Source organism: Prevotella melaninogenica (assembly GCF_018128065.1).
Taxonomy (GTDB): Bacteria; Bacteroidota; Bacteroidia; order Bacteroidales; family Bacteroidaceae; genus Prevotella.
Map to the genome: position 1 here is coordinate 815,648 of NZ_CP072360.1, position 26,367 is coordinate 842,014.

General features: G+C 43.9%; 26 protein-coding genes and 1 pseudogene. 2 read left to right on the forward strand and 25 right to left on the reverse strand.

Going from position 1 to position 26,367, the window contains the following annotated elements; genetic code table 11:
- Positions 1–49: 49 nt before the first annotated feature.
- The 21 genes and pseudogenes from J5A56_RS09085 to J5A56_RS09185 all read right to left on the reverse strand — a co-directional run bounded on the left by J5A56_RS09085 (position 50) and on the right by J5A56_RS09185 (position 18,431).
- On the reverse strand, positions 50–919 hold the full coding sequence (locus J5A56_RS09085; RefSeq protein WP_036919871.1) for an alpha/beta hydrolase: 870 nt from the start codon (positions 917–919) through the stop codon (positions 50–52).
- A pseudogene (locus tag J5A56_RS09090) lies at positions 916–2,414 on the reverse strand (phytoene desaturase family protein). The gene J5A56_RS09085 and the pseudogene J5A56_RS09090 overlap by 4 nt, the downstream one beginning before the upstream one ends.
- Positions 2,411–3,913 (reverse strand): phytoene desaturase family protein, encoded by a 1,503-nt coding sequence (locus tag J5A56_RS09095; RefSeq protein WP_021671885.1) that lies wholly within the window; start codon positions 3,911–3,913, stop codon positions 2,411–2,413. Before J5A56_RS09095 ends, J5A56_RS09090 begins: the two are co-directional and overlap by 4 nt.
- On the reverse strand, positions 3,910–5,400 hold the full coding sequence (locus J5A56_RS09100) for a glycosyltransferase (RefSeq protein WP_021671886.1): 1,491 nt from the start codon (positions 5,398–5,400) through the stop codon (positions 3,910–3,912). The genes J5A56_RS09095 and J5A56_RS09100 overlap by 4 nt, the downstream gene beginning before the upstream one ends.
- On the reverse strand, positions 5,397–5,792 hold the full coding sequence (locus tag J5A56_RS09105; RefSeq protein ID WP_021671887.1) for a hypothetical protein: 396 nt from the start codon (positions 5,790–5,792) through the stop codon (positions 5,397–5,399). Before J5A56_RS09105 ends, J5A56_RS09100 begins: the two co-directional genes overlap by 4 nt.
- Complete coding sequence (locus J5A56_RS09110) at positions 5,776–6,255, reverse strand: hypothetical protein (RefSeq protein ID WP_021671888.1); 480 nt, start codon at positions 6,253–6,255, stop codon at positions 5,776–5,778. The genes J5A56_RS09105 and J5A56_RS09110 overlap by 17 nt, the downstream gene beginning before the upstream one ends.
- Positions 6,230–6,853: a LolA family protein gene (locus J5A56_RS09115; RefSeq protein ID WP_021671889.1), complete on the reverse strand. Its 624-nt coding sequence runs from the start codon at positions 6,851–6,853 to the stop codon at positions 6,230–6,232. Before J5A56_RS09115 ends, J5A56_RS09110 begins: the two co-directional genes overlap by 26 nt.
- 13 nt (positions 6,854–6,866) lie before the next feature.
- Positions 6,867–7,220, reverse strand: a complete 354-nt coding sequence (locus tag J5A56_RS09120; protein ID WP_021671890.1) for an EamA family transporter — start codon at positions 7,218–7,220, stop codon at positions 6,867–6,869.
- On the reverse strand, positions 7,208–8,992 hold the full coding sequence (locus tag J5A56_RS09125; RefSeq protein WP_036919901.1) for a beta-ketoacyl-[acyl-carrier-protein] synthase family protein: 1,785 nt from the start codon (positions 8,990–8,992) through the stop codon (positions 7,208–7,210). The genes J5A56_RS09120 and J5A56_RS09125 overlap by 13 nt, the downstream gene beginning before the upstream one ends.
- A 30-nt stretch (positions 8,993–9,022) precedes the next feature.
- The gene (locus tag J5A56_RS09130) at positions 9,023–9,292 is read right to left on the reverse strand and encodes a phosphopantetheine-binding protein (RefSeq protein WP_255326127.1); all 270 of its coding nucleotides are present in this window, start codon (positions 9,290–9,292) and stop codon (positions 9,023–9,025) included.
- Positions 9,293–9,330: 38 nt separating this feature from the next.
- Positions 9,331–11,049 (reverse strand): beta-ketoacyl synthase N-terminal-like domain-containing protein, encoded by a 1,719-nt coding sequence (locus J5A56_RS09135; RefSeq protein ID WP_021671893.1) that lies wholly within the window; start codon positions 11,047–11,049, stop codon positions 9,331–9,333.
- Between the two features lie 29 nt (positions 11,050–11,078).
- Positions 11,079–11,504: an acyl-CoA thioesterase gene (locus J5A56_RS09140; protein ID WP_021671894.1), complete on the reverse strand. Its 426-nt coding sequence runs from the start codon at positions 11,502–11,504 to the stop codon at positions 11,079–11,081.
- 27 nt (positions 11,505–11,531) lie between these two features.
- Positions 11,532–12,026: a hypothetical protein gene (locus tag J5A56_RS09145; protein ID WP_021671895.1), complete on the reverse strand. Its 495-nt coding sequence runs from the start codon at positions 12,024–12,026 to the stop codon at positions 11,532–11,534.
- A complete protein-coding gene (locus J5A56_RS09150; RefSeq protein ID WP_021671896.1) occupies positions 12,010–12,849 on the reverse strand; it encodes a hypothetical protein in 840 nt (279 codons plus the stop codon). The genes J5A56_RS09145 and J5A56_RS09150 overlap by 17 nt, the downstream gene beginning before the upstream one ends.
- A gap of 22 nt (positions 12,850–12,871) precedes the next feature.
- The gene (locus tag J5A56_RS09155; RefSeq protein ID WP_021671897.1) at positions 12,872–13,114 is read right to left on the reverse strand and encodes an acyl carrier protein; all 243 of its coding nucleotides are present in this window, start codon (positions 13,112–13,114) and stop codon (positions 12,872–12,874) included.
- A gap of 20 nt (positions 13,115–13,134) precedes the next feature.
- A complete protein-coding gene (locus tag J5A56_RS09160) occupies positions 13,135–14,229 on the reverse strand; it encodes a methyltransferase (RefSeq protein ID WP_021671898.1) in 1,095 nt (364 codons plus the stop codon).
- Positions 14,230–14,331: 102 nt separating this feature from the next.
- Positions 14,332–14,895, reverse strand: a complete 564-nt coding sequence (locus J5A56_RS09165) for a hypothetical protein (protein WP_021671899.1) — start codon at positions 14,893–14,895, stop codon at positions 14,332–14,334.
- 39 nt (positions 14,896–14,934) lie between these two features.
- Positions 14,935–15,477 (reverse strand): hypothetical protein, encoded by a 543-nt coding sequence (locus J5A56_RS09170; protein ID WP_021671900.1) that lies wholly within the window; start codon positions 15,475–15,477, stop codon positions 14,935–14,937.
- A gap of 36 nt (positions 15,478–15,513) precedes the next feature.
- Positions 15,514–16,743, reverse strand: coding sequence for a beta-ketoacyl-[acyl-carrier-protein] synthase family protein (locus tag J5A56_RS09175; protein ID WP_021671901.1), 1,230 nt, complete (start codon positions 16,741–16,743; stop codon positions 15,514–15,516).
- A gap of 185 nt (positions 16,744–16,928) precedes the next feature.
- Positions 16,929–17,657, reverse strand: coding sequence for a 3-oxoacyl-ACP reductase FabG (fabG, locus tag J5A56_RS09180; protein WP_021671902.1), 729 nt, complete (start codon positions 17,655–17,657; stop codon positions 16,929–16,931).
- A gap of 225 nt (positions 17,658–17,882) precedes the next feature.
- Positions 17,883–18,431, reverse strand: coding sequence for a histidine phosphatase family protein (locus J5A56_RS09185; protein WP_021671903.1), 549 nt, complete (start codon positions 18,429–18,431; stop codon positions 17,883–17,885).
- Between the two features lie 83 nt (positions 18,432–18,514).
- Between J5A56_RS09185 and J5A56_RS09190 the strand changes: the two genes are divergently transcribed.
- Together J5A56_RS09190 and J5A56_RS09195 are read left to right on the forward strand one after the other, a co-directional pair.
- A complete protein-coding gene (locus tag J5A56_RS09190) occupies positions 18,515–19,177 on the forward strand; it encodes a DUF308 domain-containing protein (protein ID WP_021671904.1) in 663 nt (220 codons plus the stop codon).
- Between the two features lie 3 nt (positions 19,178–19,180).
- On the forward strand, positions 19,181–19,663 hold the full coding sequence (locus tag J5A56_RS09195) for a methylated-DNA--[protein]-cysteine S-methyltransferase (RefSeq protein WP_021671905.1): 483 nt from the start codon (positions 19,181–19,183) through the stop codon (positions 19,661–19,663).
- Between the two features lie 340 nt (positions 19,664–20,003).
- On the opposite strand, the gene J5A56_RS09200 is transcribed toward J5A56_RS09195, so the two are convergent.
- The 4 genes from J5A56_RS09200 to J5A56_RS09215 form a co-directional block, all read right to left on the reverse strand.
- Positions 20,004–20,657 (reverse strand): carbohydrate-binding family 9-like protein, encoded by a 654-nt coding sequence (locus J5A56_RS09200; protein ID WP_021671906.1) that lies wholly within the window; start codon positions 20,655–20,657, stop codon positions 20,004–20,006.
- Complete coding sequence (locus J5A56_RS09205) at positions 20,654–21,745, reverse strand: phosphotransferase enzyme family protein (protein WP_021671907.1); 1,092 nt, start codon at positions 21,743–21,745, stop codon at positions 20,654–20,656. Before J5A56_RS09205 ends, J5A56_RS09200 begins: the two co-directional genes overlap by 4 nt.
- A 196-nt stretch (positions 21,746–21,941) precedes the next feature.
- Entirely contained in the window at positions 21,942–24,092 is a 2,151-nt protein-coding gene (locus J5A56_RS09210; protein WP_021671908.1) for a GH92 family glycosyl hydrolase, read from the reverse strand.
- Between the two features lie 75 nt (positions 24,093–24,167).
- Positions 24,168–26,243 carry a glycoside hydrolase family 20 protein gene (locus J5A56_RS09215; protein WP_021671909.1) on the reverse strand — a complete coding sequence of 692 codons (2,076 nt, stop codon included), beginning with the start codon at positions 26,241–26,243 and terminating at the stop codon, positions 24,168–24,170.
- Positions 26,244–26,367 lie beyond the last annotated feature (124 nt).

Consider the following 26,367-nt stretch of genomic DNA (forward strand, 5'->3'; position numbering starts at 1 on the left):
GAAATACACGTAAGGCTTGATTGCTTTTTTCGTGAGCTTACGTCTATTTTCAAGGGGTATCCTCGAGTTTGTGAAACCAGGACAGAAACTCCTTTTTCCATTGCCGACACTCAGCCGTACCTTTACGCTCTGAAGCTCCGAAACCATGTCCACCCGTCTGATATTGAATGTAACGATGAGGAACCTTCTGGCTTGTCAGGGCTGAATCAAGTAACTCTGAATTCTGATACTTCACGATAGGGTCATCCTTACAGTTGACGAGGAATACGGGAGGACAGTCCGTTGGCACGTGCCGTTCAAGGGAAAGAAGATCACGAAGAGCTCTATTCTTCATCCGACTGTCGCCCAAGAGTGCCCTGCGTGAACGCTTATGTACACAGGACTCGACCATAGTAACAACAGGGTAGATGGGTACCATGAAATAAGGACGTTCTGCCTTTGGTAGCAATTCGGCGGCCGACATCACTAAATGGCCACCAGCGGAGAAACCCATTGCAGCCACCCGCGCTGTGTCAATGCCGTAGTCTTCGGCGTACGCCTTGACATAACGCATCGCCTGTTGGAGGTCGTTTAAGGCATCGGGATAGCGAACACCTCTAAAAACATACCGATAAGGGAAGAGAAAAGCCCCCACTCCAGCTGTACGATAGTGCAAGACAAAGGCTGATATTCCGTTCTGCTGCAACCATTGACCCACAGCCTTACCTTCATTTTGCATGTCGTGCCACAGGTAACTACCACCAGGGCAGACGATAACAGCGACATTCTGTTTCCCCGCTGCCAGATAAGGCGTCAGCTGAACAGTCTTCCTTACCTTCGTCCCCTCCCATATGTTGATGTGGGCTGACTTCTGCTGCGCCATGACAAACAAGCAGGATAGACTCAAACAGAACAATAGCAGGTAACGTTTTTTACTCATTTCACACATTCATTTATTCTGTTCAAGATATAATTTTGTCCCAAGATAGCTTCAACAGTATTGATAGCTGTAAGCGGAACGCCACAAAATCCTGGCAGTCCGTTGTTCTGACCTGTCAACAGAAGATTGTCAACTTTCGTCACCACAGGTACCTGTGATAAGGCTATATTCTTATAGTCTTTACTAAATCCGAACATAGAACCCTCCTTACTACCATAATAGTCACGGATTGTCAAGGGTGACGCTGTATTGATCTTATCAACACAGGCACTGAATCCTGGATGCAACTCTTCAATGAGTGCCAACAGGTCACGAGCTTTCTCCTCCTTCCATACTTCGTAATCTGCGCCACGCTTTCCCACTTCTGTCTCTTCCCACTTCGCAACTTCGTCATAAAGCATCGGGATTGTAACTAACGCCTTGTCAGCATATTCGCCCTGCTGCTCATCGGGAGGTGTCATAAAGAGAAATCCTAACGGCCAAATCTTGTTATGCTGACCGAAGTTCCAAATATCGACGTATCTCGTCATAAAATACTCCGAATGATTGATGTAAGGGAAGGTACCAGGCTTCAACTTGATATAAACCGAGAAAGCAGAATAACTATTCGGAATACTGTTAAGCCTCGTTCGATAGGCTTTTGGGAAGCTATTTTCAGGCATTAACCTCAGCAAAGAACAAGGATGTATTGCTGAGATATAGTAGTCTGCCTGATAGGTATTGCCTTTCTTTGTCCGCACGTAATCAACGTGTCGGTTGTTGACTTCTACCCACTCAACGCCTTCGTTAGTATGTACCTTGCCGCCAGCTGATTCTATGACAGAAGTCAAAAGGTCAGTGAACTTGTCGCTACCTCCTGCAAAGCGACTTGCCCCCTGCATATAAAGTCGACTGATGATAGCATGGATATAAGCTGGTGTTTCGTCACTCCTTCCACCATAGAGTGGATTCATATAAGCCACGACACTGCGTAGCTTCGGGTCTTGAATATACTTTGCTATAAAGGAGTCTGCCGCTATAGTGAACTCTTCCGAATGGATAGGAAACATCTCGGTAGACGGCTGAAGATGGAAGAGCTTGATATCGTCTGTCATCCGATAGATGGCGTCCGCATAGGCTTGCAAGGCTTCACGCTGATTAGGGAAATACGCAGAAAGCGAACTTACAAAACCGTCCTTTCCTTTTTGATATGGTAAGTTGCCTTGTCTTCAGCGAAATACAATCTGTCTGTACAGTCATCATCAACGTTCACCAACTCCACCTTATCAATAATTCCCAAGTACTGACAGATGCGATAGATGTTACCACCTGGCTGCATACCACCAATGACGTGCATGCCAGTATCATACGTCTTACCAAAGCGGTTGAAGGTCTGAAGACCACCACCTGCCGTCACATTCTTCTCAAGGACCGTTACTTTAAAGCCTTCCTTTGCTAAGATCCCCCCTGTAAACAGTCCGCCTAAGCCTCCACCTATAATCACTGCTGTCTTCATTTGTTGGCCTCCTTTATCTGTTCATATATCTTCTTTGCTGTCAACAGCTCGCTACAGGTGACGATAGCACCTACTAATACGCCCAACATACCATGTGAATTAATATTCTGTCCAGTAAGATAGAGATTGGGAACCTTCGTCCTCTGTGGTACTCTGCAAGCACTCCCTAAATGAATGTCACGAACATTACCGTACATTGAGCCACCTTCTGTACCCGTATAATCAAGGTAGGTAAGTGGGGTAGAGGTGTAATAGGCTTGGATTTGTGAACGTATATTAGGGAAATGTTGTTCCAACACATCCAACAGTTTCTCAGCCTTCCTCTTCTTAAATTCTTCGTAGTCCTTACCTCGTCTGCCTACCTTTGTTCCCTTCCACTGTTCTACTTCCGACATCTGCATATAGGAGAGAATGACGCCTGTTGAGGCATATTGTGAGTCGTTCTCAGGACAAAAGTGCATATAGAGGAAACCTTTCGGCCAATCTTCTTCTGTGTAATGCTCGCAGTTCCACGGGCTTGTCCCTTGATAACCATAATAATTATAGTTGAGATAAGGCACCGTATTCTCCTTGAAGTGTAGATAGACAGAGAAGCCGCCAACCGTTTGTGGAATGTTATTGATGCGTTTTCTGAAAGCAGGACGGATAAGTTTCGTATCCAAGAGTTCCAGTGTTCGTATCGGATGGGCGTCAGATATGATAATATCACAAGGCATCAACGTGTCGCCGTTTACCTCCACACCAACAGCATGGGTATCATCACAGACTATCTTCGTTACCTTTTTCCGTGTCAGCACCTCTCCACCATATCGGTTAATGGTATGAATCAAAGCTATTGCTATCTTATCACTCCCCCCTTTGATACGATAAGAACTTTGGCTATAGAAGTCCATTATAAAGGCATGTGTTGAGAAGGGAGTTTTGTCTTTTTCAGCTGCATAAAGCGGGAGATTGCCAACCAGCACCTCTGCTAATACAGGGTCGGTGATTAGCTCGTCAATCACATCACTGATGGAGCGCAATTGATACTCCATATTTAGGGCTGTGTCAGACTCCGCACACTTAAGAGAATGGAGCGAGGATGCATTAGCAATCTCTTCGATGAGGTCGCAATACTTCTCAAGATTGGCTTTTTGATCTGGGAAATAGCCACTCATCTTCTCTATGAAAGCCGCTCTACTGTTGGCAAACTCATATCGCTTGCCCTCCAACACGACGACATCATAGCCATCGGTGTTAAGCTGGGAAAGCGTCACTTCCTTGTCAATCTCCAAGTATCTCATCAGCTTGTACAATGTCTGTCCTGGTGCAGCGCTACCGATAAAGTGCATACCTGTCTCGAACTTAGCACCTCGACGCGTGAAACACTGCAGGCATCCTCCAGCCTGATTGCTCTGTTCCAACACGGTAACATCATATCCATTTTTTGCGAGAATAGCTCCTGTTGACAGTCCACCCAGTCCGCTGCCGATAATGATAACTTTCTTCTGCTTTGTCATTGTTCCATTTTATTTGCTATCTCTTCATACTTCTCTTTATAATGTCGACGCATCGTAGAAGCCTGTTGCTTCAGGTCGCCCATCGCCGAGAGTTTCTTCTGCGTCAAAGGCTTATCTACTTCTATAAAGAATGCCCCCTTATGCAGATGGTAACCCGTCTTGGGAAGTATCTTCCCTGGACCATAGAGATACATCGGAAGAATTTCTAATCCAAACTCTTTTGCGATGTAGAAGGCACCCTGATGGAACCGTCCAATCTTGCAATCCTTAGAGCGTGTGCCTTCTGGATAGACTGCTATACTGTAACCTCGGTCGATTAATGAGCGGAGATGAGGCATAATACTCTCTATTCCTTCTTTGACTGGTAGATACTCAGCGTTGCGGATGAGTGAACCATAGAAGGGATTGTTCCATACCCAAGCTTTCGTAAGGAAGATTATCTTCGGTGTAAACACCAATTGACACATCAAATCAAGGTGCGACTGATGGTTACAGATAATGATGCGGGGCTTGTTGAAATCTACTCCTTCTGCTACCTTCGATAGAAACTTTGTCCCTGGAATGCCATGGTGTATCATCACAAATCGTGAGGCGAAGTAAATGAGTTGATGTAGACGATACCGCTTCTTCTCGGTCATCTTGCCGACCTTCGTATATATCCATACAAACGGAGTAAAGACAACTAAGGTAAAAAAGAGGAAGAACAACAAGGAATAAACAGTCTGTAAGCATGACGTCAAGAAACGCCATAAACGAAGAGGTAGCCCATAAACAATCGCCAAGAAACAGAGAACCGTATTCAAAACGCTGATACGAGCAAAGTCTTTCGTGGGACGGAAATGGCTCACACGCTCCTCACGAGGAGGATAATAGACCTGTACTGAGATAGGAATAATCTTAACGCCATGCCAAGAAGCGAAGACAAGGAGCTCCAACTCTGCCTCATAACGAGAGGTTAGAAACGACAGACCATACAGTTTGTGTAAGGGATAAAGGCGATAACCTGTCTGCGTATCGTCCAACGCTTTACCTGTTTGTACATAAAACCAGAAGTTTGAGAACTTATTAGCGAACGAACTTCCTTTAGAACGGCACACGCCATCTAACTGTCGGCTACCGACAATCAATGCGTGTGGATGCTTTTGATTTGCCTTCAGGAAAAGTGAAATGTTTTCTGGATAATGCTGTCCGTCACCATCAAGGGTGATCGCATAAGAGAACCCTTTGTCTAAAGCCTTCCTAAAACCTACTTTCAAAGCGTACCCCTTCCCCTTATTCTGGGGATATGAAACGAGGGTGATATTGTCGATATCGTGCAGTATATCCATCGTATCATCCGTACAACCATCGGCAACAACAATGACATCATCACAGTAGAGAAGACTTTTCTCCACCACTGCCTTGATTGTCTTGTCGTTGTTATAAGTCGGAATGACAACACAAATACGCCTGCTTCTTAACGTCTTTTTCAGCTCTTCGTTCATCATCCGACATGCATAATTAGAGAGATCTTCGCCATAGGCTTTTCTTCAGAGAGAACAACCACCTGTGCTTCAATGGTCTTCTCCGCTTCTGACTGTTCAAGTTTCTTTATCTGATAGGTGATTTGCTGATGCTCTTTCGGCGAGATAATGGAGAGGAATTTGACATTCTTCACCTTCGTTATCTCTAAATGATGAGCGACGGCAGTCTGTTCCGTCAGCAACTCTTCTATGAGTTCCTTAGCCATCTGAACGATACAAACGCCCGGAGTGATGGGTTCACCAGGGAAGTGGGCTTGGTATATAGCACAAGAGGGGATTAGTTTAATGGTGTAACTGACCATCAAACCAACTCCCTCTTTGCTGACTATCGTATATAGATTATTCTTCAGTTCCATCTGCTTCTCCTTCTATTGTGTTTCCTCCAGTCTTATCCTCCATCCTCGAGAACTTATAGCTGATATGGTATTTCTCATCCTTATAAGTAGAAATTCCACGCATCAGATTCTCCATAACGCATCGTAAGTCGTTTCTCAAGACGCGACGGATATACCACTTGTCAAGCATGGCAATGACCTGTTCCAACTTTATTTTCTTCTTCTGGGGGTTATAAGTGAATTCAAGTGCGGTTATACCGAACTCATTGAACAAGACGCCACGATAGACATCCGCCTCCCTTACCAGTACAGAGATCCCACTGAGATAACCCTTTGACATCTCTATTGTTGTGGCATACCTTGTCTTACAACCTATGCTGTCTTGCAAAGGAAGTTGATCGACAGTACCTACGTCATCCGCCTTCACCGTGGCAGCAAAGATGGAAAACAGGAGAAAACTAATTAACAATAAATGTCTTTGCATTAATAGGGCTGTTTACTTTCACATGCTTCATCTCAATAACCGTACGGTCACCACGCTTCTCAATAAGCTCTACCTTGGCAACCATCGCCTGTTGTCGATTGAAATGAAGAATAATCTTCTGGAACATTTGCTGCAGCTGTTTCTGCTGCGGAATGAGTGTTGCGACATACTCTGATGAGGTAGCCGAAAGGCTTACCTTGAAATCACGTTTGTCATTGAGTGCCTTACCCACAACACTGTTCATCATGATACGAGCTATTTCCTTAAAGAACTTACTCTGGTTGACATTGATGACGTCGCTACGACTTCCCTTACTGATAAGAACCTTTGAACCGTTCAAGACAAAGGCATAAGAATAAGGTGAGGTATACTCCCAACGCAGCTTATCACTCTGCTGATAATACATCTTACCAGTAGACACCATCTTGTCATTGAGCATACGAAGATATTTCGTTTGTGCGAAATCACACTGCATCGTCTTCATACTTGCTGCTACAGACTCTATCTGAAGTCTTATCTTTGCCTCATTGTCGCCCTGCGCTGAAACAGTCAATGTCACAACACACAAAGCGAAGCATACTAATAATAACTTTTTCATATTTCTTCTGTTTTTATTTTGCTATCATACAACAACCAACTATGATAAGTATCACTCCACACCACTTCAATACGGACACTGACTCATGGAAAAAGAGGATTGCGGCCAAGAGTCCAAACACATAGCTTAAGCTGATCATTGGATAAGCAACGCTCAAGGGATAGTGCTTGACAATATACATCCATAGAATAGAACTTGAGCCGAAGAATAAACCGCTACAAGCAAACTGCCAATTAAGAAGCAGGCTCCCCCAGAACTGGCGTGTCCACCCAAAAGGCAACATCTTTTGAAGGGCAAACTTCAGAAAGACTTGTCCGCCGGCTAAAAGCGTACTCTGTATAACGGATAGAAGGACTACTCTCCACATGACAATACCATCGCTATTGAATGAATGAAAGGAAGCTCTTCAGCTCCATCACGCTTCAAGAGAGAATTGAAAAGATGTGTACTCTCATCATGACAGCCTACAAGTACTGTCCTTGCTTTCCCTTCTTTTATGAGCATCTCTGCGTCACGAACTGCCCACGAAAGTGAATCCTTCCCCTGCGTATAGGTAACGTTATATCCATGACATTGTGTCTTAATGGCAATATTGCTACCAATGGTATTATGCGTACTCTGCATAAAATAGGTTGGTTTCAACATCGACTCACCTTCATCCTTCATCTGATTCAATAATAGCTCACTGTATTCCAGGCAACCATACATCGTTCCTGTGATGATTGCATCAGGCTTTTCAATACCAGCCGCTGCCAAGGCTTCCATAGAAGAGAGGAGTGAACTCTTCATAATTTTTCCCATCCGACGAGCCTCTAAAGGCTTGACATACTTACGGATGCCATCGAGTTCTTCCACAGTAGTTATCTCTACACGTGAGCGTATTATAACCTCTTTCTCATCATGAGAAGCCTCAGTAGCATCGTTATTTGTAGGATGAAGAGAGAACAACAAGGCTGAATCATTACCACCAAAGCCGAATGAATTACAAAGAACATGCGCTAACGTAATATGCTCAACGCCAAGTGTTGGCGTAATCCCTTTCTCCATCTGATGCTCCCAACCAAGATTGGTAGGTACGAAATGGTGTTGCATTGCCAAGATACAGATGACGGCCTCAATACTTCCAGACGCACTTGTAGTATGTCCTGTGAAGGATTTTGTACTTGACACTAATGGCATATGAGCACCGAAAAGGCGCTGCAAAGAAACGCTCTCACTCTGATCGTTATTGGGTGTCCCAGTACCATGCGCATTAACGTATTGTATCTCTTTGGGGCTGACATGCGCCATCACTAAGGCTTCCTTCATAGCAAGATAAGCCCCTTCACCATCTTCAGAGGATGCTGTCTGATGGAAGGCGTCACAGGCATTACCATATCCCGTAAGGTAAACATGGGGTTTTACACCTCGTTTTGAGGCCATCTCTTCAGACTCCAGAACGATGTAGGCTGCCCCTTCTCCTAAGTTCAAGCCTGCACGCGTAGCATCAAATGGACGACAACGTTGATGGTCCAGAATCATCAATGAGTTAAAACCATTGAGATGGAAACGTGATAACGATTCTGTTCCACCAGCCACAACGATGTCTGCATAACCGTTTTTCAGTAGTCTTGCACCGAAGATAATTGCGTTAGCTGCCGATGAACATGCTGTTGACAGGGTCGTTGCTTCAGTAAAGATTCCGAAGTGTTCGCCCATGATATTTGTGCTGCTCCCACAATCATGATGCAGCAAGAACGCTAAGTCGCTATCCTCATTGAGCTCGTTGAAGCAGAGTTCTGTAATATCCATACCTCCTACGGTCGTACCAGAGACGAGCACTATACGCAACGCTTCGCCTTTCTCCTTCCGTGACAGGACGTCAGCAATATTGATATGAGCATTGTCCAAGGCTTGTTGAATGGCAATGATACCCATCAAAGCCGTACGACTCATCATCTGGGATGAGGGAATACCAATCATCTCCTTCATCTGTTCATTTGACAAGTCTACCTCTCCCACAACCAACTCATGATGATTTGATTGGAGATACTTCATCATACCAATACCACTTTGCTTCTTAAGCAGAGACGCTAAGACCTCCTGTTTGTTCAAGCCAATGGCAGAGACTATCCCTTCTCCTGTTACTGCTATATTCATCTTACCACGCATTACATAAAAGACGTAGCCTTACTTCTTTCTATTCTTACTGACATAATCAGCAATGGCAGCCACGTTTGTGAAAATCTTTTTGCCTTCTGCTGGGTTATCCAGTTTAATACCGTATTTCTTCTCTAAGAGAACTATCAACTCTAAAGCATCAATTGAATCTAAACCCAAGCCGTCACCGAAGAGTGCTTCATGCTCATCAATATCCTCTGGGGTCATCTCTTCAAGATTTAATGCCTTAATGATCTCTTCTTTTAGCTCTTTAATTAACTCTTCCATTGTAATGTTTATTTTATTACGATTGAATCTTTTGTTTACTTTATTATTCCTTAATTGGAACTGACTATGTATAAGTCTGCTTCAAAATGCTCACTGTCTTTGTAGTCGAGCCATCCTGTTAACAAACTCTTCGTTTGCTTGTCGATAAAAGCAGTCTCTATGATGTCCTGCATCTGTTGCTCATCTCTCTGCGTAAGAATATAGAAAGATGTCTCACCATGGTAACCATTGCGAATGGCAATCTCTCCTGTAACGATATTCGGCAGCGTATAGACAAAGATAGAAGGACTTGGAAAATATTTATCTTTATCGGCTATTGATGCTAAATAACGTTTGTCAGAAGCGATAGAAGAAGTGTGATTAAAGAGCATGATTGCTCGTTTACTATCCAACTTCTCATCTCCTTCTGATACTGCTTTCTCTGCTTGCAACAACAATTCTGACGCAACAAAGCCCAAACGGCAAAGTCCATCCATCTTATAATACTTTGGATAATCACCGATCATCTGCTTATAGAGAGTCGTCAGCAAGCTTTTTCCCTCTTGTTCGTTATTGCTCAAAATGGGTTTACCATTTAACCACGCTCCCTCTGGATTGATATAAACACGGTAAGGCATAACCTTCGGAGTGTTTCGGAGCGCTTCCTCCTTTGACTCACATCCCTCCTCAAGAGGTTTCTCAACTGAGGCTGCATAGAGCGTAGCATTGCACCCTCCAAAGCCAGACAGCATCTTGACGAATGCCGTCTTATCAGTCTGACAATGCTTAGAACTCATCCTCACCCTGCCTGACACGCCTAACTCCTCATACCCTCTCGTCCCCAAGATGATATGGTCGTCGACAGACTTCATACAGAGAATTGTCTCAAAGATTCCTGCTGCTCCAAGCGTATGTCCTATATATCCTTTCAAGGCATTGACCAGAACATCTACGAGCTCTGTATGCTGAAGGGCTACTGATTCCATCTGGTCATTAAAGAGGGTAGCTGTTCCATGGGCATTGATAAAGGCAAGTTCATCCTTATTGATTCCTGCCATCGTCTGTCGCAAGGCATCTGATAAGCCTTCTGCCGTCTTAGATGGCGCACTGATGTGGAATGCATCATTCTTTATATATCCCTCTCCAAGTTGCCATATATGTTTCCGAGGCGTACTCGCTGACGGGTTAGGACATTTACGACTGAGCACGACGGTAGCAGCAGCCTCACCTAAATTCAGTCCTTGTCTCTCTATATCGAAAGGGCGGCAAGCCTCAAACGACATAGCATTCAACGACTGAAAACCAGATATAATAAATTTACCTGGCGTATCAGCACCACAGACTACTGCATAGTCATACTTTCCCAACTCTAATAAACGAGCGGCCAAAATCATTGCTGCTGAACCCGATATACAAGCATTGCACACAACAATAGGACGTGTTCTGAAACCCAAGCGAGTTGCAATGCGCTGTGCTGTTTCTCCAAGATATAAATTATGCTCCTCTGTCTTGCCGAGCTTCTCTACTGCACCTTTGGTCGAACTGAGGATGAATACCACACGTTTATCCGTTGCATCAAGACCTGATGCACGAAGGGCTTTGTTTACAGAACTGAATACTAACTCCTCAAAGTCTGATGACAACAAGGAAGCCATAAACCCCTCTGGTACCCCATCCGTCATGGGAGCATAGCGACGAATCGCTGAGTTACCAGCCTTTACGGTCTGATAGTTCTCTTCAGACGTCGTTCCTAAGGGAGATATAATATTATCAGCTAAAACATAAACCATCTTTCTTTAGATTCTTTCACTACGAACAATCAACCTTCTACCTGTCCCCAACGCTCTTTCCATTGCTGATAGAAAGGCGGATTATCCCATACCAATTGGTAATCAAGGTCCATAAATACCTGTACGGAACTTCCTGTGGCTATCAGACTATCATCTTCTATGTCATGAATCTCATAATCGAAGACAATCTTGGCTGCCTCGGTAGGACGATAGATAATATCTATTCGCGGTGTCATCCCATATTTGATTGGCTTCTTATAATGAAAGGAAAGGTCAACCAATGGTGCATAATAGCCGTGAGCAAAGAAGCCCATATACTCCAATCCATACTTCTCACCGAACGCCTCTCGGGCGTCTTCAAAGTAAAGAGGGTAAGAGCCATGCCAAACCACGTTCATAGAATCAACCTCACTGAAGCGGATCGCAAACTCCTTTGACGCTTTCAATTCTTTCATTCTCTATATAGCTTTTTGTTATTCTGCTTAAGCATTCTGCTCTCTGACAGCGATCTTCATCTCTGATTTTACCAAAACTTTCTCGCCACAGGTGACAACTGCGTCAACCAAGGTCATTCCGAAGACTTCCTCTCTTACTTCCACACGTGTCGTTATCACGTCTCCTACCCGAGGTCGTTCGATAACTTCAAAGTTGCGCACAGCCCCAATAAAACCTAACTGAACACCTTTCTTAAGAATATATTTATTGACAAAACCGATACGGGCAGCACACGTCTGTGCTATATTTTCCATCAGTCCTGAAGGTGAGAAATATCCGTCATCCACGAAGATATTGCTCTCTCTCACTTCCATTTCCGTAATTATCAATAGCTTATCGAAATGTACGAGCGAGCCTATCATAACAAAAGGATCTTGCTGTGGCAACAACTCATGCACATCTATCTTACGTAACCTCTCTTCAGAAAAGTTCTCTTCCTCAGTATTCACCATATTGTCTATCATATTATGTCCAGAAGTCATAGAAATTAAACCACTGTAAAGGATACTGGCGAACCTTACGCTCGAGCTCTTTCACATAACTGTCAGTTAACTGCTGCATCTGCTCTTTACGTGAAGCCTGCTTGTCGTAACTGAGTCGTTTCACATATACCTTATAGCATTTGGCCGATACCTTCATCACGTTGACAGCAAGGACATCCTGCTTTTTCAATGTTGCAACGGAGATAGGACCAGCTGGGAAACGGGCCTCAGCACCTAAGAGCTTATGGGTTACCGACTTCGCAGAGCCAATGACTCTATCGGCTGGTATACTCACAATCTCGTTGTTGTCAAGTGCTTCATTAACCCAAAAGAGATGACTCATATCCTCCAAAACAGGAATCATACGGATATTATTATGCACCAATACCTCCTGTCTTCCCTTCGTCACCGTGGCTTTCTCACCACCAAAGACCAAGGCATTGAATCGCTTCGTCTTTGAGATCAGCGAGTAACCAGCTACCTCATAGCAGCCGATATGGGAACTGAAGATCATAAATCCCTTCGTCTCTGCTTCTAACTGTTCGAAAGATTCGTAACCTTCTATCTCAATATTGAATTGCTTACCAGCAAAAACTGCGAAGCGGTCGATTACAATCTGACTGAACAAACAGTGATTAAGATAAGTACTCCATGCTGCACGCAGGCGTCCAAAACCTTGACGATGACGAAAATAACGGTAAGCTGTTGTTCGACTATGGTTGGTATTCAGCAACAGACAGATGGGGATAACAAAGAGCGTTGTGAACGCATAGAGTAATCTCACGTCCATCCAACGCAACGATGCTATCAGCCATCTATGCATCCAGCTACTGCCAAACGTTGTATTAGCCAACCTTACTTTCTATATAATCGCAGAACTGTGACAAGGTTACTACACCTTTCATCTCCTCTGGCTTAATCTTAAAGCCGAAATTCTTCTCTACAATAACAACGATATCTACAAAGTCCAAACTGTCAATACCAAGGTCATCCTTTAACTTTGCGTCTGGTGCAATGTTATCTTCTTCAATTTCCAAATCCTCGATGAGGAAGTTTCTTACTTTCTCTTCAATTTCTTTTCTTTCCATTATTTGCTTTACTTAATAAATTATTTCAGTTTTACTTCTAATATTGTATGTCCCTGTCCTATCTCGTCATGCGTCGCAACAACCTTCAACCCTGCTCGATCTATCTGTTTGAACATATCGTCAGAGTGATACATCTTACTGTTACCATTGGCCATTACCGTGAAATAGACACTTGTCATCGTCAGACAGAGAGAGGCTGGCTCATACTTCTGTCTGTCCCAGAAGGTCTCCATGATATATAAGCTCGTTTCTGCCGTCATCACCTTAGCGGCACGAACAAGAATACTAAAGATTTCTTCTTCTGAGAAACAGTCGAGGAACTGACTCATCCAGATGGCATCCCAATGCCCTTCTGGCAGTTTGTTATCCCTATCGAGGATATTCGTCGGGAAGCCTCCTATGCGGTCGGCCCCATCTTTCCCTGCGATGTTCTTTTGCATCATTCCAATCTGTCCTGGAAGGTCGACGATTGTGACTTTAACCTCAGAATCATACGCTACACAACGTAATGCAAAACGACCCGTATTACCACCGACATCCATCAGATGCTTAGGATGCTTGGCAAAGACAATCTTTAAGGCCTTATCAAAAGAGTGGTCACTATAGAAGTGATCAAAGCCAAACCAGCTATCCTGTACCTGCTTATCGAGCTTTGACAGACCTTCATAAATGGTAGGCCAGTCGCCAAGTGTCTTCAGTCCGGCTGGCTTACCTTCCTTAAGAGCCTCATCAAGATAGAACATTCCACGATAGTTGACATCATGATTGAAGTCTATGTTCACACGTGTCGCTGGGTCATTAAGCAGGAACCAGCCTGTCTTAGATATCGTATAACGGTCGTTTTCCTTATTAATGAGCACTGTTCCTATACTCAGCGATGCTTCAAGCAGTATCTTCAGTGCATACGTTGAGAGCGCGGTCTGCTTCTTAAGTTCCTCTAAGGTCAATCCTTCCAAGCTATCTCGCAACGCATCCAGTATGCCCCATTTCACCATAAGACGGGATACCTGAAAGATTACTGGTCCCCATGCTATATACTCGGCAAGGCGCTGTGCCTCTCGTGCTGTCAGCTGTTCCTGCGTGTATCTGTCACTTTCTGATTGAAATAGATTCATTCTAACTCTCTTGTTGTTTTATCTTCTTTCTCCTGTTATGTAAAGTATATGTTCGCTCTCAAAGCAGTCTCTCTTGTCTTAAAACAAGAGAGACATATCATTCTACTTAGCCTTTTTAATCAATTTAACTACTTGTTCTGCCAATTCACGGTAGGTCTCTACACGACGTTTCTCATTACCATAACCAGCTCCGGCAACGCCATCGACATCAATGACAGCAAATGGCTGCTTTACATTCTTCTCATAGAAAGTCATCAGGGCGTTCATGTGGGCATCACCAGCACCAAAACCAATGAGAACGGATACGCCTGTGCTTCCATAATGGAAATCCTTCACCTCAATGACGATGGTGTAATCGGCTTCACTTTTCTTATCCGTAATCTTAACACTCTTCGTCTTTTCATTGAAACGTTCCATGAAGTTTTGCTCTGAACGCGCAATCTCTGACTTGTAGTCACGTGTCCAATCTGGTCCTTTCTCTTTCAAGAAAGCCTTCACGTCCTGTCCTTCTAATGTGGCATGGCTATAGTCCCATACAACATAAACCTTTGCATTTGAACTCTTGAGCTTGGAAAGTGATCCACTCTTTAATGTTACATCGGCCTTAGCAAACAACGTTGCCACGCAACACATCACAAACGATAGTAGCAATAATACTCTTTTCATAATAGTTTATTATTAGTTAATATTGAATTAAGAAATTGTTTAAATGTCTAAACCCACAGAAAGCTCCACTCCTCCAACGTTAGAGGATTTGTCTAACAGGCCATAATCTAAATGTCGACCTTGATAAGTATAGCCAAGGGCGGTACTGATACCGAACTTGCTATGACCGAAATAGAAATGGCAACCTATCTGAGGAGCAATATAAAGACCGTTAACATCACCAAAGCTATATCCTACCTTTGTCGCAACATAAGGTGAGAAATTCTTACGCAAAGACTTATGGAACTCTAATCTTGCATCTACAAAGACTGGTACATTCCATTCTTCCATTTCCCACCAATAGGCTGCACCAACACCACCTCCTAAATAGAAGCCTGGTGTAAGCTCCATACCATGCGAAGTATAGACATAACTTCTGTTCTTGCTGTCGTCGCCAGTACCAAAGACATAGCTCTCACCAATGAAGCCTCTGTAACGTGGTGCCTGTTCCCAACCATAACTTTCATCACGCTGTGCCTTGATAACAACACTATAGAAGAGTGCCAACATAAGGATTATAAATCCGTTGAAGTTTTTTTTCATATCCAACCATATTATAAGGTTTAACAATATCTTCGGTTATTCTTTGTATTTCTTGATGACTAAAGCGGAGTTTGTTCCACCGAAACCAAACGAGTTACTTAAGACGGTATCAAGTTCGGTCTCTATGGTCGTCGTTGCAAGATTAAGTTTTTCAGAGTATTCATCAGGATTCTCAAAGTTGATATTCGGTGCGACAAAATTATTTTGCAGCATGAGAATGCTATACACTGCTTCTGACGCTCCTGCCATCCAACACTCATGACCTGTCATGCTCTTGGTGGATGAGATTAGGGCATGCTTACCCTCAAACATACAATTTAGGGCTATTGCCTCATACATATCGCCCTGATGGGTACTGGTTGCATGGGCATTGATATAGTCTATATCGTCGGCTGTCATCCCAGCTGCTGCCAGCGCACGCCCCATGGCAATCTCACTGCCAGCGTCAGAAGGCTGACTGATTCCACCGCCATTGCTTGAGAAGCCATAACCCACAACCTCTGCAAGGATATTCGCACCACGTGCCTTGGCATGCTCATAGTCTTCTAATACCAATGAAGCTGCACCACCACTCGGTATCAGCCCATCCCGATCTCGGTCAAATGGGCGACTCGCCTTGGTAGGTTCATCCATACGGGCAGAGAATGCTCCGAGTGCATCAAACGATGCCATAGAATAGTAGTTTGTCTCCTGCGCACCACCGCAGAGCACCAAATCCTGCAACCCTTGCTTAATCATCATAAAACCTAAGCCAATAGAATGACTGCCACTGGCACAAGCTGAGCTGACCGTGAAATTCACTCCACGCAGGTGAAAGATGGTACTGAGGTTCATGTTCACTGTTGAGTTCATCGACTGGAAGATGAGACCATAGCCTAACATGGCTGAATCGTGCTTCTCGTCCATAATCTTTGATGACTCAATAACGGGTTGGGCAGAGGAGTCATTACCAAAGATACATCCTACCTCATTCGCAAGGAGATACTCATCAGAGATTCCTGCCTGCGCAAAGGCTTGCAAACTCGACATATAAGCATAACGAGCTTCCTCTGACATACAAGCACGTGTGTGCCTATCAAGCATCTTTTTTGTGATAACAGGTTGCTCAACAATTCCGGTTAGCGCTGAGCGATAGCCATAGGTAAGACGCTCGGGTTGAATACCAATACCCGACTTTCCCGTATATAATGAAGCCTTTACGGTCGCAAGGTCAGTACCAAGACATGACCAGATTCCCATTCCAGTGATAACTACTCTTCTTTCCATTTGTTAATTATTATCAAACCTTCCTTTATCACTATCAAATGGTGACCTATCATTAGGAAAGGATATATTTCTAATTTACGTGTTCTCAATATATAATGAAACCTTCAGGATTGTCCTGACAGGAAAAAGGTAAAAGTCTCTTCAAAAACGCTTCCTTGCTAAAGGAAACTGAGATTGCCACAGTGTTAGGTGTACAAGCCTCCGTTCACATTGATAACCTCACCTGTGATGTATGCTGCAGCATCAGAGGCAAGGAAAGCCACGACAGCTGCAACTTCTTCTGGTGTTCCAAAACGACCGACGGGGACAAGTTTCTTCAATTCGTCCTCAGGCAGTTCCTTAGTCATATCGGTCTGAACAAAACCAGGTGCAACAGCATTCACCGTAATCTTACGAGCAGCCACTTCCTGTGCCAAAGCTTTCGTGGCGCCTATCAGAGCAGCTTTTGCTGCACTATAATTTACTTGTCCTGGCAAACCTTTCAAACCTGACAATGAGGCCATATTGATGATTCGTCCACCACGCTTACGCGGCATCATGTGCTTGAGAAGCCTGCGGGTGATATAGAAAAATCCATTCATATTCGTGTCAAGAACACTATGCCAGTCTTCGTCTGACATCATAAACATAACATTATCACGACGAATACCGGCATTGTTTACCAATACAGAAATAAACTCGTCAGGATGAGATGCTTCCCATGTGTCAATGGCTGCCTCTATCGCCTTCGGATCAGAAACATCGAAAGGAAGAAGTTCCACATGTCCGCCTTTGGCCTCTATTTCCTGTTTTACTGCTTGAGCAGCTTCTGCATTAGACTGATAATTGATAATAATAGAGTACCGTTCTGCTAAAAGCAAGGCTACTGAGCGTCCTATTCCACGTGACGCACCTGTTATTAAAGCATACTTCATTTTTGGGATTATTAGTTATACTGTTGTAACTTAAACAGAGTCTATTTCTACAAAACACACTTGCAAAGATATAAAATATTTTTTACTACATGAAAGGTATAAAACATTTTTTATAAAAAACAACCAAAATGATATAAAAAAGAGAAAAGAGAAAATGAAACAAGAAAAGAGAAAAGACAGAATAACTTACTGACTTCTATCAATGAATGCACACAAGCAACTTGTTCACTCGTCAACTTGTTCACTCGTCAACTTGTTTAGCTCAAGCATCCTAACCTCGGCATTACCCATCGGCTTTAGTTCATTCATTGGTTTATCATAATAAACACTTTGGATAGCTTTATTGATGATACCATGTCCTACTGCCAACACCCTCTTATTAGGATATTCTTTCTTTAACCATGCGAGAAACTCCTTAGCACGAGCTTTTAGAGCTTCCAAACTTTCAATGTCATCAGGCCACAAAGAAGGGTCTTTAAGATTAGCCAAACTGGGAATATACTTCCCCGTAAACGAACCCCAATCTCGTTCACGAAGCAAAGAAGTAGTCCTAACAGCCTTCCCATGAGGTGCAGCTATCAGCTCACAGGTATGAATACTACGCTGCAAATCGCTTGAAACAAACGCATCAATCGGCTCATCTTTCAATCGCTCAGCAAGTTCTTCTGCCTGTCTGATACCATTGTCATTCAGTTCTCCGGGTGTCTGTCCTTGCATGATTTGATTGGCATTATCAACCGTCTCACCATGCCTTACAAGATATAATAAAGTCATAACTTCTTCTTTTCTTATTGCAAAAATAATAAAAAGTCAAGGAGAAAACGCTGGAATAGAGATTATTTTGTATTTTTGCATTTATGAAAGTACTTCAAATTTCAGCCATAAGGGCTATTATCGTATTAGTGACTGGTTTCCTCCTCGTGAAATACCGTGAGGAAACTATGACGTGGATGACCATCACTGTGGGTGTACTCTTCCTGCTCTCAGGACTCGTTTCTTGTATCGCTTACTACTTTGAAAAGGAGAAAGTGGCGAGGAAAACTGCGAAAGCAGAACAGCAAGATGAGCAACAAGAAGAAGAAAATCTCAAGTCGCCTTCTTTCCCTATCGCTGGTATCGGTAGCATAGTTTTGGGTATCATCCTTGCCGTTATACCAAACACGTTCATGACTGGGGTAGTTTATATCCTTGCAGCCTTGCTAATTCTCGGTGCTATTAATCAGTTTATGAACCTCGCTCGTTCACGCCAGTACGCTCGCGTTCCTTTCTATCTATGGCTCTTCCCAACCGTAATCTTGGTAGTAGCCATTCTGCTAATCAGCAAACCAATGGAGGCAGCAGCGCTTCCGCTGTTGGTGATTGGATGGGCATTCATGTACTATGGAGTCTTGGAATTCGCCTTGATTATCCGCATGTATCTTGTTCGCAGAGCTTTTGAAAAGGCTGAAGATGCGAAGATTGTAACTGGCAACAAGTTGGTTACAGACGATATTGAGGATGCTGAGATAGTAGAGGAATAATCCATGCACTACTGTCGCTACCCTTCTCCCCTCGGCATTCTATTGATTGGCGAGAGCGGAAATGCTATCGTTTATTGTCAATGGGAAGATTCCGTCGATGAACAATTCATTGCCACATGGGAGGAAGACAAAGAACAGCAAAACGCATTGCTGACTTTGGCTTGCCGCCAGTTGACAGAATATTTCGCTGGAAAGCGCAAGGCTTTCGACCTCCCCATACGATTAAACGGTACTCCCTTTCAGCAAATTGTATGGAAGAGTTTGCAGCAAATCCCATACGGAGAAACTCTTTCTTACACTGGATTAGCAAGGCAGATAGGTCGAGAAAAAGCCGCCCGTGCTGTGGGTAATGCTAATCATCATAACCCACTAATGATCATCATTCCCTGCCATAGAGTTGTGGCAAGCAATGGAGAAATTAGTGGATATGCTGGTGGAATAGCCCGAAAAGCTTGGTTATTAGAAAAAGAAAAGGAGAACGAATAGCTCCCCTTATTTGTTATACAAAATATTAAGACTTATTGCTATCCCATAAATCATATCCTCAAATAACTCATTAACCCTTACTTCTTTCCTCCATCAGCAATCTATTGATTGGTGTTAACGCTCAGCACCATTTGTGTTTACCATCCGCACCACATGTGTTAAGCATCAACACATTGGTAGAAAGAGGTAAAGCCGTTCGTTATTGTTCTTATAAATCATCGTAAGATACAAGTAAAAACTTATAAGGAAAGCGTTTTTCTGGTAGTAACAAAAAATGTGTATTAAAATATAGGACTACACTTGCATTCCTATATCCTAATACACATACTCTTTTTATCTCTTATTCAAAGTTCAATTCACCGAAGAAAGCAGGGCAATGGAAGTCGGGAGAAGGCAAGGCAATTGGATTCCATGAGAGGAAATGAGGTTGCGATGTCTTGTCACCACACTTATAGAAATTAGCTCTTATGGTCTTTCCAGAGAGATTCTCTATTGTATGACGGAAGTAAGAACTAACAGGAACAACGAGTGTGAGTTCCCATGTCTGTCGTCCCTCTCTCATCTCGAAAGGCTCACGGCCCAAAGATGCCCAGCGATCAATCTGCTCTAAGGCTGCTGCTGGGGCATGAGTACGATTCTCTCGTCCCTGTCCATTGCATAGCAATACCGTACCGATACAGTTGCTTTCAAGGTTGTAATAGCCTCCTTCTTCATCAGGGCTGCAGAAGAACTCACAGCAGGAGTCTTGCCAAACAGGACCTAAATCAGTGCCTGCCTCAGCACGCACACAGTCTTCCTCTACCCGATAATGCAACAGAATGGCATCACCTTTATGGGCAATGGCAAACTCTACACTTGGACAATAAGGATATTCTGCTGCCCAATCGACGGTATCTATCTTATTGTAAGATACACCATTATCCTTGAAAAGAGCAGGAATGTCAACAGCTTTCACCTGCTGACACTCCAAACGTTTTACTTCGAGTTGTTTCATTGTTTCAAAGTCTTCTTCACAAAGTCAGCCATCATCTGGTCATGACGACGTACGTCACGATAGAGTAAGAGCTGATTGCGTGAGCGAACGAGGTTGTGCTCAGCATACTTTGTCTTGAAATAAACGTCTCCATTGATGTAATCAGCAAGGAAACGAACACACTGCATATATGGGAAGAGTGCTACTGCGTATGGCAAGTGACTTGTCTCTACAGGGGTAAGGAAGTTGCCTGCCGTACTGAGATAGCCTTCTGTGAATGAGCAGAAGACATCTTCTTTCAGTCCGACAGCATCATAATTATCGCTATCCTCAGCCACATGGTTTGCACCAGTGCGCAAGAAGTCGCCATAATCAGAGAAGATAAAGCTTGGCATTACAGTGTCAAGGTCGATAACACAGAGCACTTTACCATCCTTATCAAACATCATATTGTTCACCTTTGTATCACAATGACAGATACGCTTAGGCAGTGTACCCTCACGATAGAGGCGTTCAGCAAGACACATCTCGTCTGCATCACGCTCTAACTCAGCAAGGATATCTTTCACAGAAGCCACTCGACCAGCCTTATCAGCACTAACAGCCTCACGCAACTGGCGCAGACGAAGTTCCATGTTATGGAAGTCAGGGATGGTTTCTCCCAATGGTTCCTTCAGATCAACCAACATATTCTGGAAGTTACCGAAGGTTTCACCACAGCAGAATGCGCTCTCTGGGTTTACTTCCTCTTTGGTAACAGCATTAGGAATGAACACACTCATACGCCAGTAGCGATCGTCAGCATCCTTGTAGTAGGTCTTACCGTCCTTAGCCTGTACGAAACGCAGACACTTACGCTCAATATCTATCTCACCCTTCTCTACCAACTTGTGGCGGATATGGTCTGTTACAAACTCGATATTATGCTGCAAAAGGTCTACATCAGTGAATATGGCGTTGTTAATACGCTGTAAGATATAATCAGGCGTATTAGCATCTACCGTTGATACACGCAGTGTTTCATTGATCAGTCCATTACCGATTGGACTTACATTCTCAACAGTTCCCTCAATACGGAACTGTGATACAACATCATTAAAATTAGGCATAGTAATTTATTAGTATTAAAGATTGATGCACTATTAGGAGTTAAGGAGTGAAGGAGTTAAAGGGAGTTAAGACAAATGTTATATGGGGCAAAATCTGATGACTTCAATATCAACGTAATGTTTTTTATTAATATAGCCCAACAATACATTTGTCTTAACTCCCTTTAACTCCTTAATTCCTTAACTCCAAAAACTTTTAGGGTCTGTCAGCAGGTTTTACACCAAACTGAGAAGGCTTGTTACCCATTACAAACTCAAGTGTTCCACCACGTTTGATGTCCTTGAAGTCAATGTAAGAACGGGTATAAGGCTTACCATTCAACTTAGCACTCTGAATATAAATATTCTTATCGCTGTTGTTATGTGCCACAACACGGAATGTCTTACCATCTCCAACGTTCACCGAAGCCTCATCGAAGAGCGGTGTACCGAAGATATACTTGCCTCCTGCTGGCTCAACCTGATACATACCAAGAGCTGAAAGAATGTACCATGCAGACATCTGACCCACATCCTCGTTACCACTCAAACCATCGAAGTCGTCGTGATACAAGTTCTTGAGTACATAGCGAATCTTATCCGCTGCCTTCCAAGGCTGACCCACATAGTTGTACATATAAAGGATATGATGGCTTGGCTCATTACCGTGTGCGTACTGACCAATCAGACCCGTAATGTCTGGTGAGGCCTCTGCTCCCATGTCACCATTGACGATGAAGAGGGAATCAAGCTTTGAAACAAATGGTTTCTCACCACCGAAGGCAGAAACAAGACCATGCACATCGTGTGGAACAAGCCACACATACTGCCATGCATTACCCTCAGCATAGTCGTCCTGACGGTGTACAGTGCTGAATGGATCAAATGGTTCACGGAACTTACGATCAGATGTTACACCACGCATAAACTTCGTTTTCCTGTCGAAGTAGAAGTCACGATATGACTGGCTGCGCTTAGAGAAGTACTTGTAATCAGCGGTCTTACCCAACTGCTTTGCAAGTTTTGCTATACAAGCATCAGCCAAAGCATACTCCAATCCCTTTGCAACTGTCTCATGCTCTGGATCGAGATCACAAGGAATATAACCATACTTCTTCAATAATCCCATACCACGCTCATCAAGCATTGCAGAAGCCTTAGCAGCCTCAAAGACTGCATTCTTATCTACATCATAGCCTTTCAGTGCAATATCAACAAGCACAGGAACGCCCGGATTACCAATCATACAGTCGGTTTCATTGCCCACAAGGTGCCATACAGGCAACTTACCCTGCTCCTTAAAGATATGAAGCATGGTCTGTGCGATGTCGCGCTGCTTCTCTGGATGAATGATTGTCATCAATGGATGTGCAGCACGATAGGTATCCCAAAGTGAGAAGGTAGTATAATTTGTAAAGTCACCTTTATGAGTCTTGCCGTCTGCACCACGATATTCACCGTTTACATCATTGAAGACAGAAGGTGCAATCATTGAGTGATACATTGCTGTATAGAATATCTTTCTTGCACGCTCATCCTCTGTCTTGATAGCAATCTTACTCAATTCACGGTTCCACTCATCCTTCGCCAAAGCAACAGTATTACGGAAGTCCCAGCCTGAAAGTTCCTTCTGGATATTCAATCGAGCGTTCTCAACACTCACTGCAGAGATACCTACCTTTACAAGAAGTGGCTGCTCAGCATTGTCAACAGAAAAGACACCGATTGTATCACGCTCATTTGACTCCAACTTAACAGGCTGTGAGAACTCAGCAACAAAGTAAACGCGCTGGTCCTTAGCCCATCCTTGTGACATACGGTAACCGCTAACGGTCTTAGTCGACTCCTGCTTGAAGTTGCAAGAAGTCATCTTGTCCCAACCGATACCCTGAGAAAGGTTCAATATAACGTAACCCTTCGCTGCATCAGCAGGGAAAGCGTAACGATGGAAAGCCACACGCTGAGTTGCAGTCAACTCTACACGAACACCAGAAGCCAACATCACTGAATAATAGCCCGGGCGAACATGCTCCGCACGATGCGAGAATTTCACCTCACGCTGTGTTGGATTGGTAACAGGAAGGAGTGAAACGTCACCCAAATCACCAATACCCGTACCGCTAAGGTGCATCTGTCCGAAACCGATAACCGTTGAGTCGCTGTAATGATAACCAGAACACCAGTCCCAACCCTGCTTCTTCTGTGTTGGACCAGCCTGAATATTACCGAATGGAACATTTGCACCAAGGAACACATGTCCGTGTCCGCCCGTTCCAATAAATGGGTCTACATACTGCGTATAGTCCTGCGCAAAGGCTAAAAGACTGGTAACAGCAAACGCCATTAAAGTTAAGAACCTTTTTTTCATATATTGAATTGTTTTAATCTTACTGTCTTATATTTCTTGATAGAGCCGTCTTCCAACGGCTCATCAAGTATTCGTTTACTTCTCGTTGACAATAATTTCGTCTGTAAAGATCCATGCATCCTTCTCACGAGAGAGTGCCTTCACACGCACATAACGACCTTTGACATCTCCCTTCCACTTGTAAGGATAAACGAGGTAGTCCTCTGATGCCTTAATACCCGGGCTTACAGTGTCAATGGTCTTGAAGTTCTTACCATCGTCTGACACCATCAACTCGATAGTTTCAGGCGTATAGATAACAGACTCATAGAGGTGCATAAAGTCAACACGAACGTCACGGATGTCCGTAATCTGCCCCATATCAACCACAACATCCACACCGGTACTATCGATGAAGCCCTGCCAACGACCCTCAAGGTAGCCCCAGTCGCCACGCAAACCATTGGTCAGTGTGCTGTCACCTTCGGCACGATACTTCTCTGCATAGCGGCCAAGATAAGTCACTGGCTTATTCAATGCCTCATGCTGAGTCATGCTACGGCTCTCCATACGCGAACCCTTCTCCTTTGAGAGGTCAAAGGCATTATAGCCCGCACGCTTCAGTCGGTCTACATTTACGACTGCTCTCTTACGGAAGTTGTCATAACCTGTGCGATTCTTTGTCCAACCTGTCTCTGCCAAAGCCAACAGACGAGGATAAAGCATATACTCTAAATGGCTTGGCTCTGCAATGAACTCGGTCCATACACACGCCTGAACACCATCCATATATTTCTCAAGATTGCTTCCTTTATACTCTGCTGGGATTGGCTCATAGTTATACGTCTTATCCAAACGAGTATAACCGCCCTGTGCCTTTGGCTGTTCCATCGGATTGTCCTGATACATATTCAGATAATAGAACTGCTGCGGAGCCATCACAACATGATGCTTACTTGTTGCAGCCTCAATACCAGCCTCTGTTCCACGCCATGACATCACAGCTGCGTTAGGAGCCAGTTTTCCTTCCATAATCTCATCCCAACCAAGGAGTTTACGTCCGTGGCTATTCAAGAACACTTCCATACGATGGGTGAAATGGCTCTGCAACTCGGCTACATCCTTCAAGTTGTTCTCCTTCATCATCTTCTGACAATCAGGACAAGTCTTCCATGTGCGGCGTTCTGCCTCGTCTCCTCCGATGTGGATATACTTAGAAGGGAAGAGCGCCATTGTCTCTTTCAACACGTTCTCCATGAAGGTATAGGTTGCCTCCTTACCTACACAGAAGTCTGACTGCGTGTAAGGCTTGCCTGTACATGATATCTCTGGGTAAGCATAAACCACCTCATCACTATGACCGGGCATCTCAATCTCTGGGATTACCTCAATGTGGCGAGATGCTGCATAGCGCACGATATCCTTGATATCTTCCTGTGTGTAATAACCACCGTAGGCTCCCGATGTATCTTTATGACAATACTTACGGTCATTATCCATCCACCACTTTGTCCAATCTGACTGCGTTCGATAAGAGCCTTCATCTGTCAAGCGAGGGTATTTCTTCACCTCCATGCGCCATCCACCACCATCAGTGAGATGCCAGTGGAAGCGGTCGAGTTTGAAATAAGCCATCGCATCAATCTGCTTCTTCAAGAAGTCCTTTGTCCAGAAGTGACGAGAGCAGTCTATCATCAAACCACGATAAGCGAAACGAGGGGCGTCCTTCACCTTTACACAGGCTATCTGACCATCCTTTTCGAGCTGGCGAATAGTCTGCAAACCATAGAACAAGCCCGTCGGAGTCAATGCCTGAATAGTAATACCCGTTGGTGCAACCTCCAACTCATAACCTTGCAGACGAACACTGTCCATTGCCTGCGCAGCCTGCTGGGCTGTTCCCTTGCAAATCAAGCGGAAGACGCCTTGTTGAGAAGGATTCTTTGCGTATGCTAATGGATGCTTCAACACCTCAGAAGTGTACTGATTCAACACCTTAAAGTCACTACCTGTTAGATTGGTCACAATCTTCGTACCCTTATTCAGCTTGAAGTGACCTTTCAGAAGGCTGATATTCTCAGGTTGTGGGATGATGTTTTGAGCTGCAACAGGCATAGAAACAGCTGTTGCAAACAACAGGAAAACTGCACTCAAAAGAACTTTTTTTCTCATAACGTGAGTATAAATGTCGGTTTTATATTTTTATTATTTGATTTACGTAATATCTCTTTCTTCGATGGCTGTCGGCTGTCTGTAATCTTATCTGTGGTCATTCAAGACCTTTCTGATAGTAGAC